Below are 13,725 nucleotides of genomic sequence, written 5' to 3' on the forward strand. Positions count from 1 at the left end.
TAGCTCAGCTGGTAGAGCGCAACCTTGCCAAGGTTGAGGTCACGAGTTCGAGCCTCGTGTGTCGCTCCAAATTGATTTCATAGCGATAAGCTGTGAAATGATAGTTGTTACCGTACTTTAACGGTGAGATATAAATCGGACGCGGGATGGAGCAGTTTGGTAGCTCGTCGGGCTCATAACCCGAAGGTCGTTGGTTCAAATCCAGCTCCCGCAACCAATTTACTTGTTGAGAGACAAGGACCAGAGATGCGACACTAGCTCAGCTGGTAGAGCGCAACCTTGCCAAGGTTGAGGTCACGAGTTCGAGCCTCGTGTGTCGCTCCAAATTGATTTCATAGCGATAAGCTGTGAGATGATAGTTGTTACCGTACTTTAACGGTGAGATATAAATCGGACGCGGGATGGAGCAGTTTGGTAGCTCGTCGGGCTCATAACCCGAAGGTCGTTGGTTCAAATCCAGCTCCCGCAACCAATTTACTTGTTGAGAGACAAGACATGTAATACTTACATAGTGAGTTATGCATACCTACTACTGGGAAGTAGTAGCACAATGTAGCATTCCTGGATTTATCGATTACCGACAATCTAGTGTGTTGCCTCAAAGCGCTTTTAAACATTGGTTTAAAAGACCATAGGAAGCAATCAGCTTCAATACATCATCTTAGTTTCTATATCAGCACAGCCTCTATGAGGTTGGTTTTTTTATCTGATAAAAAGTAAAAATAAGATGCGCTGTAGTCACCAATCCTGTGAAGCATTGGTATCAAAATACGGTATAAGCCTTTCATAGCATCGCTATACTACAGAGCTTGCAATACGTATCTGCTCTCATTTATCCAGACAATAAAGCAGTATGAAAACCTATGTTTTCAGGCTTTATACCCTTGTTGTTAAGTGAAAAGTAGCGCTTAATTCACAGAGTTATCCACAAAAAATAGTCTGTGGATAAGTCAGTTGATTACATGTGCTGATACGGTGTGAATAACTCTATATCTCTCCTTGATTTCCTCTTTTTTTAATTATCCACAAAATGATTATTAACAGGCTAACGTACTGTTTTATATGGCTGCGTTGTCATTTTTATTATACTTATATACAGCTTGATCAGTATGCTTCTTTATGGGGTTAATAGACTGAATTTTTTATCCACCACCTGTGTTTAATGTTTTAGATGCAGGTAGGAAAGAGAAGTGTTGAAAATGTTTTCCACATTCACTAAGAATGTAGGCTACCTCTCATTTTGTGTGTATAACTTCAGTGGATTACAGTATGCGGACTCGTGATTTTGAGTGTTGTTAAGCGTCCCGTGGAAGACCTTTCTCGACAATGCGAACTAATCTTTTCGTGTTTGATGGTAGTACATCAATCGCATTCTTGGCGTATTTGTTATGTTGCTTTTTGATTGCCCACTGAATATGTATATCGAGTATCTCATTGAGGGCTAATCGACTGTTTAACGCTTCAAGAATGTCTTCGTTATAAGGTGCGTTACCCATTGCTATCGCGATGTTTCGTAGCCATTGGATATGACCGATACGACGAATAGCTGAGCCTTCAGTATTCTTTAGGAATGTCGCTTCATCCCATAAAAATAGCGTTGTTAAGTCTTGCTGATACAAGTTGTCTCGGCAGTGATAATCCGTTTCTTGCGTGATTTCACCGTTGCGGCTAAATGGACAGACTAACTGACAATCATCACAACCGTATATACGGTTTCCTATCTTCTCTCGTAATTCCTCTGGTATTACACCATCAAATTCAATCGTTAAATAAGAAATACAGCGTCGTGCATCGACAATACCTTCTTCAACAATGGCACCAGTTGGGCAGCTTGTTATGCAGGCAACACATTTTCCACATTGATTCTCTTGAGGTGTATCAACGGGAAGTGGCAGATCAATTAGCAACTCGCCAAGAAAGAACCAAGAGCCACTATCACTATTTAGAATCAATGAATGTTTCCCCGTCCAGCCTAGTCCTGCTTTTTCAGCTAATGGGCGCTCTAGAATTGGCGCAGAGTCAACAAACGGACGGTATCCAAATTGGCCAACTTCTTTTTCAATTCGTTGACCAAGTTGTTTAAGGCGATTACGGATAAGCTTGTGATAATCGCGTCCTAGAGAGTAACGACTAATGTAAGCTTTGAGCGGTTGCTTGAGTGTTTGAGCAAATCCAGCCTCTGGAGGCAGGTAATTCATTCTTACACTGATCACGCGAACGGTATTCGGCAGCAATTCAGCTGGGCGAGCACGCATCATTCCGTGGCGTGCCATCCAATCCATTTCTCCATGGTATCCTGCATCTAACCAGCGTTGTAACTGGGCTTCATGCTTTTGCAGATCCACATCGCAGATCCCGACTTCTTGGAATCCTAGCTCTTTTCCCCATTGCTTTATTTGCTGGGTGAGTGCGGTGTAATCGATGCTCATGATAGTTAGAGAATAGCCGTAAATTATGGGGTGCGAAGTGTACCACATAACATTAAGACCAGAAGGGCTAGAACTGAAGAAATAGTTATTCAATTGATGTGGCATATATTCAAGGTTTTGACTGTTTTTCTCGTGTAATGCTGAGTTTTTTTTATACTTACTTATTAACTTGAAAGCCTTTGTGGTTTGAGTGTGTTTTTATTCAATTAATATGTGCCATCGTTATGGTGAAGCATTTATATACTTGGCGATAGATTAGAAGGCAGGTAATGATGATTGCGCAGTTACCGACAAAACTATACCGAGCGGAACAAGTTCGTCACGGCGAAAAAGCCGTGGCAAAAATATTACACATTAATATGTACGAACTCATGGATCGTGCTGGTCAGGCGGTATTCATTACCTTAAAGAAATGTTTTCCAGCCGCGCGTTCGATAACGGTTTGCTGCGGAGGCGGAAACAATGGTGGAGATGGTTATATTGTTGCCCGTTTAGCACATCAAGCAGGCTTAGACGTTCAACTGTTACAACTTGATGTAGCCAAAGCACTGACGGGGGATGCCGCTAGAGCGCGAGATGCGTGGTTAGCTGCTGGCGGTAAAATTGAGGCGCTTTCTGATACAGCCACATTGACTTCAACTGATGTCATCATTGATGCTTTATTAGGCACTGGGCTAAGCGGAGCGGTACGAACGAATATCGCTCGTTATATCTCTATGATGAATCAAGCCAGTAAACCGATTATTGCCGTTGATGTTCCTTCAGGGCTTTGCGCTAATACTGGTGCGATGCTTGGCATTGCGATTAATGCGACGTTAACCGTGACTTTTATTGGTATAAAACAAGGGTTGTGTACTGGTCAAGCTGGCCATCACTGTGGTGAGTTATTGTATGCCGATCTTGAAGTGGAGAGTACTTTCTCAGCTGTTGTAAAACCAAGCGCATTTCGTGTAGAGCACAACTATGTTAAGCAGTGTTTACCTGTACGGCATCGTTCGGCGCATAAAGGGTCTTATGGTCGTGTATTGTGTATTGGTGGCGATCTTGGCATGGCGGGAGCTATTCGTTTAGCTGCTGAGGCATGTGCTAGAACAGGGGCTGGGCTGTCGGCGGTTATCACGCAACCTGACAATATTTTGTCAATCGTAACCGCAAGACCTGAGATAATGGTACAAGGTTGGTCTGAAAAAGTTCAAGAGAGCATTTCCAGAGTTGAATGGGCTGATGTCGTCGTGTTGGGACCAGGGCTCGGGACGAGTAATTGGAGTAAAGCTTTATTCCATATTGTACGAACAACAGAAAAAAAGACGGTATTTGATGCAGATGGATTGAACTTATTAGCACAATCACCTGACTATAAAAAGAACCGTATAATAACGCCTCACCCAGGCGAAGCCGCACGTTTATTAAATATGACGATTTATGACATTGAACGTGACCGTTTTTCTGCTGTGCGAAAGTTGCAACAAAAGTACGGTGGTGTGGCGGTATTAAAAGGAGCGGGAACCCTTATTTTTGATGGGCAGCAACTTTGGGTTTGTACTGCTGGTAACCCAGGAATGGCTACTGGTGGCATGGGCGATGTACTATCAGGTATTATTGGCGCGTTATTAGGGCAGGGGTTATCCTTAGCGGATGCAGCCTGTGTGGGCGTATGGATCCACAGTAAATCGGCTGATTTATGCGCTCAGAAGGGAGAGCGTGGTATGCTGGCAAGTGATCTATTTCCGTATATTCGACAATTAATAAACCCAAGATAAAGATAATAATGCAAAAATTTGAAACCTTTCTTGCTGATGAGCAGGCAACAGTAGATTTAGGCCTTTGCCTTGCTAAGGCATGTGAACGCCAGACAACGATTTATCTTCATGGTGATCTTGGCGCAGGTAAAACAACGTTTAGTCGTGGTTTTATTCGTGCTTTAGGGCATAAGGGGAATGTTAAAAGCCCTACTTATACTTTGGTTGAACCGTATGAGTTACCGCCTTGGCAAGTGTATCATTTCGATTTATATCGCCTTGCAGATCCTGAAGAATTAGAATTTATGGGGATCCGAGATTATTTTACAAATGATGCAATTTGTTTAGTGGAATGGCCTGAAAAAGGGCAAGGCTTTTTACCTGAGCCAGACCTTGACTTGGAATTACGTTATCAAGGTGAACAGCGGCAAGTAACGATTACAGCCAATAATGAATATGGCTGCATATTGATTAAGCGTTTGGAGATGTGTTGATAGGATGTCTGTTCGGACTTGTATAACGATTTGGGTATTAGGCATGATGGGGCTATTTAGCTCCATCGTTGCAGCTAATGAGTTGAAAGGTATTCGTGTTTGGCCTGCGCCAGATGAAACACGTGTTGTGCTTGATATGAAAAGTGAGGCGACATATTCCTATTTTACACTGACTAAACCTAACCGTTTAGTTGTTGATTTAAAAGCAACATCATTAAAAACTAAACTACCTGTTATCGTAAGTAACAGTGCTGTATTGACGAAAATTCGTAGCAGCGGTGCACCTGATAAGGGATCTTTTCGCCTTGTTTTTGAAATAAAAACGGGCATGACACCTAAGCTATTCACATTAGCGCCGACGCCTGATGGCCATTATGGTCATCGCTTAGTACTTGATTTACCGCATGGTAAGGCGGTCTCTGTAGTCCAGAAAAAGAAGCCTTCAGGCAAAGTAACTACTAACCAACAGGCACAATTACCTTCAGGGCGTGATGATATCATTATCGCGATTGATCCTGGCCATGGCGGTGAAGATCCGGGTTCTATCGGACCAACCAGAAAATACGAAAAGAATGTAACATTAGCTGTTTCTAAAAAAGTGGCAGCCAAAATTAATGCGACATCAGGTATGAAAGCTGTAATGACACGTAGCAGCGATTACTTTGTGAATTTGAATAAGCGTTCTGAAATTGCACGTAAAAATAAATCACATTTATTAGTTTCAATACATGCTGACGGCTTTACTAAGCCCCAGCCTCGCGGGGCATCCGTTTGGGTACTTAACACTCGACGTGCAAATAGCGAGATAGGGCGTTGGCTAGAACAGCAAGAGAAGCAATCTGAATTGCTGGGTGGTGGTGATGTACTGTCTGGTGATAATGATGATCAGTACCTCAGTATGGCGGTGCTTGATTTGCAGTTCGGCAACTCGACCAAAGAAGGCTACGAAGTTGCTACCAATGTATTAAAGGAAATCAGTAAAGTAACGCGTTTGCATAAAAGCAAACCAGAACACGCAAGTTTAGCGGTGCTGAAGTCGCCAGATATTCCATCGTTGTTGGTTGAAACTGGGTTTATAACTAATCCAAGCGAAGAACGTTTATTAAATTCGTCATCGCACCAAAATAAGTTAGCCAATGCTATTTATAAAGGTATCTTGGCGTATTTTGAAACCAACCCTCCGGAAGGTACGTTGTTTGCTTCTCGCAAAGGTGGAGTAAAGCATAAAGTGACGTCGGGGCAGTCATTAAGTGTGATTGCTAAGCGTTATGGAGTGTCGATATCGTCGATAAAGTCAGTGAATAACTTGAAGTCGAATAATTTACATATTGGGCAAGTTTTAGTTATTCCTGGTTCCGCGACAGCGAATGCTTCAAAATCATCTTCTGTATCAACGTCTTCTTCGTCAACAACGGTTAAGAAAGTGGTGATACATAAGGTACAGCGTGGTGACTACCTTGGTAAAATTGCCAGTAAATACAGCGTTACGATGAACAGTATTCGTCAGCTTAATAACCTAAAGTCTGACAATGTTATGGTCGGACAGAAGTTAAAAGTGGAAGTTGATGCACCAAAGTCGATGAGCCATAAAGTTAAGCGCGGTGAATTTCTGGGTAAAATTGCAACCAGTTATGGGGTCTCGGTAGATAGCATACGTAATGCTAATAAGCTAAAGTCTGATAAACTAGCAGTTGGTCAGACGTTAATTATACCAAGAAGTTAATTATGCCGATTCAAATTTTACCTGCTCGGCTGGCAAACCAGATCGCAGCAGGTGAAGTCGTAGAACGACCAGCCTCTGTGGTTAAAGAGCTGGTCGAAAATAGCCTAGATGCCGGTGCTACTCGTATTGATATTGATATTGATAGAGGTGGTAGCCGTACGATCCGTATTCGCGATAACGGTAAAGGTATTGCGAAGGATGAACTCGGGCTGGCACTTAGTCGCCATGCAACGTCTAAAATATCCTCATTAGATGATTTAGAAGCCATTGTTAGCCTCGGTTTTCGTGGTGAAGCATTGGCCAGTATTAGTTCTGTCTCGCGTTTAACACTCACTTCACGCACTGCAACCCAAGAAGAAGCTTGGTCTGCATATGCTGAAGGGCGAGATATGGATGTGCAGTTAAAACCAGCAGCACACCCAATAGGCACCACGATTGAAGTGCTTGACCTTTTTTTCAATACCCCTGCTCGTCGTAAATTCTTACGAACTGAAAAAACAGAATTTAATCACATTGATGAACTGCTAAAGCGTATTGCGCTTAGTCGCTTCGATGTGTCGATTACCTTGCGTCATAACGGCAAGACCATTCGTCAATATCGCGCTTCCCAAACGCAAATTCAAAAAGAGCGTCGTTTGGTATCAGCGTGTGGTCAAAGCTTTTTGCAACATGCATTAGCAGTGGAACTTGAGCATGGTGATTTAAAGCTATCAGGCTGGATTTGTACGCCGCAAGGTTCACGATCGCAAAATGATGTGCAGTATTGTTATGTGAATGGTCGAATGATGAAAGACAAACTGATTAATCATGCTATTCGTCAAGCCTACGAGGCCAACTTAGCCTCCGATCAATACTCAGCATATGTGCTCTTTATTGAAGTTGACCCTCATCAGGTGGATGTGAATGTACACCCAGCTAAACATGAAGTGCGTTTTCACCAAGCTCGGTTAGTGCATGATTTTATTTATCAGGGAATTCAAAGCGCTCTTCAGCAAGGGGCGATGGATGATCAGCAGAGTTATCATGCGCCACAGCGTGCAAGTGCCATAGCGGCACCTTATGCTGATACTGCCTCTGAATCGATAGAGAGTACTCACTCTCACCAAATAGCAGAAGCCGCGCCCGCATTGCAGGCAATTGCAGACACCCCAAACTACCCGAATAAAGCGCAGCCTGAAGAATGGCTGTCTTCTTCTGTGGCGAGTAAATCAGCATCGAATACACAACATCAAGAACGAAATGATAAACGAGATCGCGATGATCGTGCAGTAGAACGTTCAGATTACACGAGTGGTAAGCGTGCTATCGATAGCCTTTTACCACAGAGTAATGGGAATAGCGGATCAGGGCGAAGTTCGCAATCGAGTTATGATGCTCCTCAACGACGTAACAATGTTGGATATCAACCAGAAAGCGCGCCTTCAAAGCAGGAAGTCGCTGCTTATCAACGACTCATTCAAACACCACCATCAATACCCTCACATGCTTCATCGGTAGGTGCGCCAACAAAAGCGAGTACAACGTTAACTGGTGAGAGTCGTTCCACTGCTGTCACTCGACAAAATGTGGTTGATACACACGTTGGGGTGGGGCTAGGTAAAGCACTGAGTATAGTGGCAGAGCGTTATTTATTGGTTAGTCGGCATGATGGTATTCATGTACTGTCACTCGATCATGCTCAACGCCTGCATCATAAAGGCCAGTTACGCTTAGCTGCGACGGAAGGATTGAAACCTCAGCCGTTATTGATCCCGCATTCAGTACCCGTTGAACCAGATTTGATAACCTGTGCCGAGCAACATGCATTGCTTTTAAAACAGTTAGGCATCAATTTAAAAGCTAAAGGTAAGTCTGGATTGATTATTTTGTCGGTTTGTTTGCCTTTAAGGCAGCAAAACTTACAACAGCTTATCCCAAATTTGTTAACCTACTTGTTATCTATCGCAGAAGATCCTGACGCACAGGGCTGGGATAAATTATGGGATTGGTTAGCAACACAGTGTGTGATGCCCGTTGATACGTTTAGTTTGTCTCAGGCGATCCAATTAGTAACCGAATTAGAACAACTGTGGGGAAGTGATATTGAACAACATAACCAATATTTACTTCGTCCCATAGATGTTAGTAAAGCAATAGAAGCCTTTTTATATGAGTAAGCCATTACCACAAGCTATTTTTCTTATGGGTCCAACTGCATCAGGAAAAACGGATCTTGCTATTCGTTTGCGAGAACAATTGCCTGTAGAGTTGATTAGTGTCGACTCCGCCCTTATTTATAAGGGGATGGATATCGGAACAGCGAAGCCGGATGAGCGAGAACTTTCGTTAGCACCGCACCGTTTGCTCGATATTCGTGATCCAGCGCAAAGTTATTCTGCTGGAGACTTCCGGACTGATGCACTTAAAGAAATGGCTGATATAGTTGCAGAAGGGCGTATACCCTTGTTGGTCGGTGGTACTATGTTGTACTACAAGGCTTTACTTGAAGGTTTGTCACCTTTACCGGCTTCGGACCCAGATGTTCGAGCTGGGATAGAACGAGAAGCACAAGAGAAAGGCTGGCAATTTTTGCACGAGGAATTAGTAAGGATTGACCCAGTTTCGGGCGCTAGGATCCACCCTAATGATCCACAACGTTTATCTCGAGCATTAGAAGTTTTTCGTATTTCAGGTAAAACATTAACTGAATTGACGAAAATTCAAGGTGAACCATTGCCATATCGGGTTCATCAATTTGCAATAGCACCCAAGGATAGGGCTGTTTTACATCAACGGATCGCACAACGTTTTGAGAACATGATCGAAGCTGGCTTTGAACAAGAAGTACGTGCTTTGTATCAACGAGGTGATCTTCACCCCGATCTGCCATCAATTCGTTGCGTTGGTTATCGACAGATGTGGGACTACTTGGGCGGGAATTGTGATTTAGACGAAGCGGTCTTCCGTGGTGTCTGTGCAACCCGTCAATTGGCGAAGCGTCAAATTACCTGGCTACGTGGCTGGAAAGATTTGACGTGGTTGGATAGCAATGATGGGGATGCTGCGTTACAAACAGTCACAAACTCAATTAGATGTGATGTTTGATTCGCGTGTATACTCTGAATTGTTTTGCGTATTTTTTAGTTTGTGTTCGTTGCTAATTACAACTACAAATAAATAAATAAATAAGGAAAAAAAGAATGGCTAAGGGGCAATCTCTACAAGACCCGTTTTTGAATGCGCTGCGTCGTGAAAGAATACCGGTCTCAATTTACCTGGTGAACGGCATTAAACTTCAAGGCCAGATTGAATCATTTGATCAGTTTGTGATCCTGCTTAAAAACACTGTTAACCAGATGGTTTATAAGCATGCAATTTCTACAGTTGTTCCAGCTCGTCCGGTGAATCATCACCATGCGAGCGATCGTCCAGCTACCCTAGAAAAAACAGAAGAATAATATTTTATTCAAAGTAAGGAGTTGATTGCTTGTTTGACCGTTATGAAACTGGTGAACAGGCGATTCTTGTGCATATCAACTTCACGCAAGACGGGGAATGGGAAGATCTCAGCGAATGTGAAATGCTGGTCTCCTCTGCGGGAGTGAATACGCTACGTGTTGTCACTGGTAGCCGAAAAACTCCCCTCCCTAAGTACTATGTGGGAGAAGGTAAAGCGCAAGAAATTGCCGATGCAGTTCGTGCTGAAGAAGCCGAAATTGTCATATTTAACCACTCCCTATCTCCAGCGCAAGAGCGTAATCTTGAGCAGCTGTGTCAATGTAGGGTGATAGATAGAACAGGTTTGATCCTTGATATCTTTGCTCAACGTGCACGTACCCACGAAGGTAAACTTCAAGTGGAACTTGCTCAGTTACGTCATATTTCAACTCGATTAATTCGAGGCTGGACTCACCTTGAGCGTCAAAAAGGTGGTATTGGTCTTCGAGGCCCGGGTGAAACTCAGCTGGAAACGGATCGCCGCTTATTGCGTGATCGCATTAAGACAATTTTACGTAGATTAGATAAAGTGTCAAAACAGCGAGAGCAGGGACGACGAGCACGAAACCGTGCTGAAATTCCTACTATTTCTCTGGTCGGCTATACCAATGCTGGTAAATCCACTTTGTTTAATCGCATTACAGATGCAGGGGTGTACGCAGCCGATCAGCTGTTTGCAACACTGGATCCAACATTACGTAAAATAGATGTAGCCGATGTGGGAACAGCAATTCTGGCTGATACAGTAGGGTTCATTCGTCACTTACCCCACGATTTAGTGGCTGCATTTAAAGCAACACTGAAAGAAACCCAAGAAGCGACGTTGTTGCTTCATGTGGTTGATGCCAGTGATGAGCGTTTCCGTGAAAACATGGATGCAGTTCATTTAGTGCTAGATGAAATCGATGCTGGTGATGTACCTCGCTTGATAGTCATGAATAAAATTGACTGCTTGGAAGGTGCTGAACCTCGCATAGAAAGAGATGAAGACGGGCTTCCCCGTTGTGTTTGGGTATCTGCAATGGAAGGTATAGGCATAGACCTATTGTTCCAAGCGTTAACTGAACGTCTTTCTGGCACCATGGTAAAACATACTTTGCGTTTACCGCCTGAGAATGCTGGTCGATATCGAAGTAAGTTTTATCAACTTGGCTGTATTTTGCGTGAAGAGTATGAATCTGATGGATGCCTAATGGTTGACATTCGATTACCGTTGGCCGATTGGTCACGGTTACAAAAAAGAGAAAGTAATTTGTTAGATGACTTTATCGTTGCTTAATGGACTGCTAACGGATTTAAACTGTCGTCATATCATTTTGATGGAGTTCTATAATGGCGTGGAATGAGCCTGGTAACAACGACGGCCGTGATAAAGACCCTTGGGGTAATAAAAATCGCGGCGGGCGTGATCAAGGACCACCAGACCTAGACGAGGTTTTTTCAAAACTAAGTCGTAAACTTGGTGGTATTTTTGGGAATGGAAATAAAAAAGGTCCTTCAACTGGTAGTAGCGCTATTGGTTTAGGGGTGGTTGCTGTGCTGGCTACTGCAGTTTGGGGTTTTTCAGGTTTTTACACCATTGGTGAAGCTGAGCGAGGCGTAGTCTTACGTTTTGGTAAGTTTTATGAAATGGTTGATCCTGGTCTTAACTGGAAGCCAACATTTGTTGATGAAGTTACACCAGTAAACGTTCAAGCGATTCGTTCACTACGTAGTTCTGGTTTAATGTTAACCAAAGATGAAAACGTACTGAAAGTTGAAATGGATGTGCAATACCGTGTTTCTGATGCGCAAAGCTATCTATTCAGCGTAACAAATGCTGATGATAGTTTACGCCAAGCAACAGATTCTGCATTGCGTGCCGTGATTGGTGATTCGTCGATGGATGAGGCCTTAACAACGGGTCGTCAGGTTATTCGAGCGAGTACTCAAGAAGCGATTGAGAAGATCATTGAAAACTACTACATGGGTATCCTTGTTGTTGATGTGAACTTCCAGTCAGCGCGTCCACCAACAGAAGTACAAGATGCTTTTGATGATGCGATTGCCGCACGAGAAGATGAAGAACGTTTTGTTCGTGAATCTGAAGCTTACAGCAACGATATTTTGCCGAAAGCAACAGGTCATGCAGAACGTTTGAAGAAAGAAGCACAAGGTTATTCTGAGAAAACCATCAATGGTGCTCTAGGTGAAGTGGCTCAATTTGAGAAACTATTACCTGAGTATGAAGTTGCTAAAGAAGTAACGCGTAGTCGTTTGTACCTTGAGACGATGGAGCGTGTTTACAGCAATACCAGCAAAGTGATGATTGACTCTAAGTCAAATGGTAACTTGTTGTATTTACCACTTGATAAACTGATGAATCAATCTGGTAATACGAAGACTAAAGCCGGTACATCAAGCAGTTCATATGGTATCGAGCTTGAAAAGGTTGAAAGCCCAACTCCAGTATCGACGTCACCACGTTCTGATACTGGCCGTCAAGGGAGATATTAATCATGCGTAAATTAATGATCCCAGTGGTTGTCATCTTTATCGCTCTGTTACTTATGTCTTTATTCGTAGTGAATGAAGGCGAGCGCGGTATTGTGGTACGTTTTGGTCGTATCTTGAAAGACAATAATACTGAAGTTGCTCGTATTTACGAGCCTGGTTTACACCTTAAAGTGCCACTGTTTGACCGTGTACGTACACTAGATGCACGTATGCAGACAATGGATGATCAAGCTGATCGTTTTGTAACAGCAGAGAAAAAAGATGTAATCATCGATACGTACGTTAAGTGGCGTATCAGTGACTTTGGTCAGTACTACCTAACAACAGGTGGTGGTGATAAGTCGACTGCTGAAGCACTTTTAAAGCGTAAAGTTGTTGATAACCTTCGTGCCGAAATTGGTTCGAAAGAAATCAAGCAAATTGTTTCAGGCCCAGAGCGTAAAGCTATTGTTGAGGTTGTAGATGAACCTGCTGCTGCTGAAGCCGTTGTGAATGAGATTATTGCTGAAGTTGCACCTCGTAAAGAAGTGGAAGGCCAGCGTGATCAAATCATGGCTGATGTACTTGCTGAAACTAAAATAAGTGCAATGAAGGATTTGGGTGTTGAAGTTGTTGATTTCCGTATGAAGAAAATCAACCTTCCAGACGAAATCAGTGAATCTATCTACCGTCGTATGCGAGCTGAGCGTGAGTCTGTTGCGCGTAAGCACCGTGCACAAGGTAGAGAGAAAGCGGAAGTAATCCGTGCTCAATCTGAACTTGAAGTTGCTAAGATTCTTGCAGAAGCGGATCGTGAAGCGCGTGTGCTTCGCGGTACTGCAGATGCAACCGTTGCTAAGATTTATGCTGATGCATTTAATCAAGATCCAGAGTTCTATAATTTCTTACGTTCACTAAAAGCGTATGAGAAGAGCTTTAGTTCTAAGAGTGACATTCTGATCGTCGATCCGAATACAGAGTTCTTTAAGTACATGAAAGAGTCAAACGGCGTAAACTAATACGCGGTTAATGATAGATAAGAAGACAAGGCATTAGCCTTGTCTTTTTTTTTGTGGCAACAATGCCACGGGTTATTACGAGAAACAGAATATGTCGAATACGATTTGGATGGCACTAGGATTAGTCTTAATTGTTGAGGGATTAGGACCACTACTTGCGCCGAAGGGGTGGCGAGATATGGTGAGCCAATTAAGCCAACAGAATGATAATAACTTACGCCGTATTGGCGGATGCCTTGTTGTTACTGGCAGTGTTATTGCCTACATGATGTATCGCAGTATGTAAATCGGACAATTATATATTCGTGATGCTCTTCTTGCTGAAATATTCCTTACCGTTAAAAAATGACTGCAAGGCGTACAGTAAGG

The 13,725-nt window shown here is 43.1% G+C and carries 11 protein-coding genes and 3 tRNA genes; 13 read left to right on the forward strand and 1 reads right to left on the reverse strand.

Going from position 1 to position 13,725, the window contains the following annotated elements:
* The first annotated feature begins 140 nt into the window (after positions 1-140).
* The 3 genes from C9J12_RS24705 to C9J12_RS24715 all read left to right on the forward strand — a co-directional run bounded on the left by C9J12_RS24705 (position 141) and on the right by C9J12_RS24715 (position 472).
* Positions 141-217, forward strand: a tRNA-Met gene (locus tag C9J12_RS24705).
* Between the two features lie 31 nt (positions 218-248).
* Positions 249-324: transfer RNA gene (locus tag C9J12_RS24710), tRNA-Gly, on the forward strand.
* A gap of 71 nt (positions 325-395) precedes the next feature.
* Positions 396-472: transfer RNA gene (locus tag C9J12_RS24715), tRNA-Met, on the forward strand.
* 823 nt (positions 473-1,295) lie between these two features.
* Here the strand turns inward: C9J12_RS24715 and queG are convergent.
* Complete coding sequence (gene queG, locus C9J12_RS24720) at positions 1,296-2,429, reverse strand: tRNA epoxyqueuosine(34) reductase QueG (protein WP_107245137.1); 1,134 nt, start codon at positions 2,427-2,429, stop codon at positions 1,296-1,298.
* Positions 2,430-2,698: 269 nt separating this feature from the next.
* On the opposite strand from queG, the gene C9J12_RS24725 reads away from it, so the two are divergent.
* The 10 genes from C9J12_RS24725 to C9J12_RS24770 all read left to right on the forward strand — a co-directional run bounded on the left by C9J12_RS24725 (position 2,699) and on the right by C9J12_RS24770 (position 13,642).
* Positions 2,699-4,189, forward strand: coding sequence for an NAD(P)H-hydrate dehydratase (locus C9J12_RS24725; RefSeq protein ID WP_107245138.1), 1,491 nt, complete (start codon positions 2,699-2,701; stop codon positions 4,187-4,189).
* An 8-nt stretch (positions 4,190-4,197) separates the two neighbouring features.
* Complete coding sequence (tsaE, locus tag C9J12_RS24730) at positions 4,198-4,662, forward strand: tRNA (adenosine(37)-N6)-threonylcarbamoyltransferase complex ATPase subunit type 1 TsaE (RefSeq protein WP_107245139.1); 465 nt, start codon at positions 4,198-4,200, stop codon at positions 4,660-4,662.
* 43 nt (positions 4,663-4,705) lie between these two features.
* Positions 4,706-6,385 carry an N-acetylmuramoyl-L-alanine amidase gene (locus C9J12_RS24735; protein ID WP_107245140.1) on the forward strand — a complete coding sequence of 560 codons (1,680 nt, stop codon included), beginning with the start codon at positions 4,706-4,708 and terminating at the stop codon, positions 6,383-6,385.
* A 2-nt stretch (positions 6,386-6,387) separates the two neighbouring features.
* A complete protein-coding gene (mutL, locus tag C9J12_RS24740; RefSeq protein WP_107245141.1) occupies positions 6,388-8,541 on the forward strand; it encodes a DNA mismatch repair endonuclease MutL in 2,154 nt (717 codons plus the stop codon).
* Complete coding sequence (gene miaA, locus C9J12_RS24745; protein ID WP_107245142.1) at positions 8,534-9,469, forward strand: tRNA (adenosine(37)-N6)-dimethylallyltransferase MiaA; 936 nt, start codon at positions 8,534-8,536, stop codon at positions 9,467-9,469. Before mutL ends, miaA begins: the two co-directional genes overlap by 8 nt.
* 95 nt (positions 9,470-9,564) lie before the next feature.
* On the forward strand, positions 9,565-9,822 hold the full coding sequence (hfq, locus tag C9J12_RS24750; RefSeq protein WP_011219894.1) for an RNA chaperone Hfq: 258 nt from the start codon (positions 9,565-9,567) through the stop codon (positions 9,820-9,822).
* A 29-nt stretch (positions 9,823-9,851) separates the two neighbouring features.
* Positions 9,852-11,141, forward strand: a complete 1,290-nt coding sequence (gene hflX, locus C9J12_RS24755; protein ID WP_107245143.1) for a ribosome rescue GTPase HflX — start codon at positions 9,852-9,854, stop codon at positions 11,139-11,141.
* A 53-nt stretch (positions 11,142-11,194) separates the two neighbouring features.
* A complete protein-coding gene (gene hflK, locus C9J12_RS24760) occupies positions 11,195-12,358 on the forward strand; it encodes an FtsH protease activity modulator HflK (RefSeq protein ID WP_107245144.1) in 1,164 nt (387 codons plus the stop codon).
* A gap of 2 nt (positions 12,359-12,360) precedes the next feature.
* Positions 12,361-13,356, forward strand: a complete 996-nt coding sequence (gene hflC, locus C9J12_RS24765; RefSeq protein WP_107245145.1) for a protease modulator HflC — start codon at positions 12,361-12,363, stop codon at positions 13,354-13,356.
* Between the two features lie 91 nt (positions 13,357-13,447).
* A complete protein-coding gene (locus C9J12_RS24770; RefSeq protein WP_006233807.1) occupies positions 13,448-13,642 on the forward strand; it encodes a DUF2065 domain-containing protein in 195 nt (64 codons plus the stop codon).
* Positions 13,643-13,725: the final 83 nt, after the last annotated feature.

Source organism: Photobacterium frigidiphilum, assembly GCF_003025615.1.
In the GTDB taxonomy this organism is placed as follows: Bacteria; Pseudomonadota; Gammaproteobacteria; order Enterobacterales; family Vibrionaceae; genus Photobacterium; species Photobacterium frigidiphilum.

Bases quoted from the DNA above. Each gene is read 5' to 3' on its own strand.
- mutL (WP_107245141.1), top strand. From the start codon at position 6,388: ATGCCGATTCAAATTTTACCTGCTCGGCTGGCAAACCAGATCGCAGCA.
- C9J12_RS24770 (WP_006233807.1), top strand. From the start codon at position 13,448: ATGTCGAATACGATTTGGATGGCACTAGGATTAGTCTTAATTGTTGAG.
- queG (WP_107245137.1), bottom strand. From the start codon at position 2,429: ATGAGCATCGATTACACCGCACTCACCCAGCAAATAAAGCAATGGGGA.
- C9J12_RS24735 (WP_107245140.1), top strand. From the start codon at position 4,706: ATGATGGGGCTATTTAGCTCCATCGTTGCAGCTAATGAGTTGAAAGGT.
- miaA (WP_107245142.1), top strand. From the start codon at position 8,534: ATGAGTAAGCCATTACCACAAGCTATTTTTCTTATGGGTCCAACTGCA.
- tsaE (WP_107245139.1), top strand. From the start codon at position 4,198: ATGCAAAAATTTGAAACCTTTCTTGCTGATGAGCAGGCAACAGTAGAT.
- hflK (WP_107245144.1), top strand. From the start codon at position 11,195: ATGGCGTGGAATGAGCCTGGTAACAACGACGGCCGTGATAAAGACCCT.
- hflC (WP_107245145.1), top strand. From the start codon at position 12,361: ATGCGTAAATTAATGATCCCAGTGGTTGTCATCTTTATCGCTCTGTTA.
- C9J12_RS24725 (WP_107245138.1), top strand. From the start codon at position 2,699: ATGATGATTGCGCAGTTACCGACAAAACTATACCGAGCGGAACAAGTT.
- hfq (WP_011219894.1), top strand. From the start codon at position 9,565: ATGGCTAAGGGGCAATCTCTACAAGACCCGTTTTTGAATGCGCTGCGT.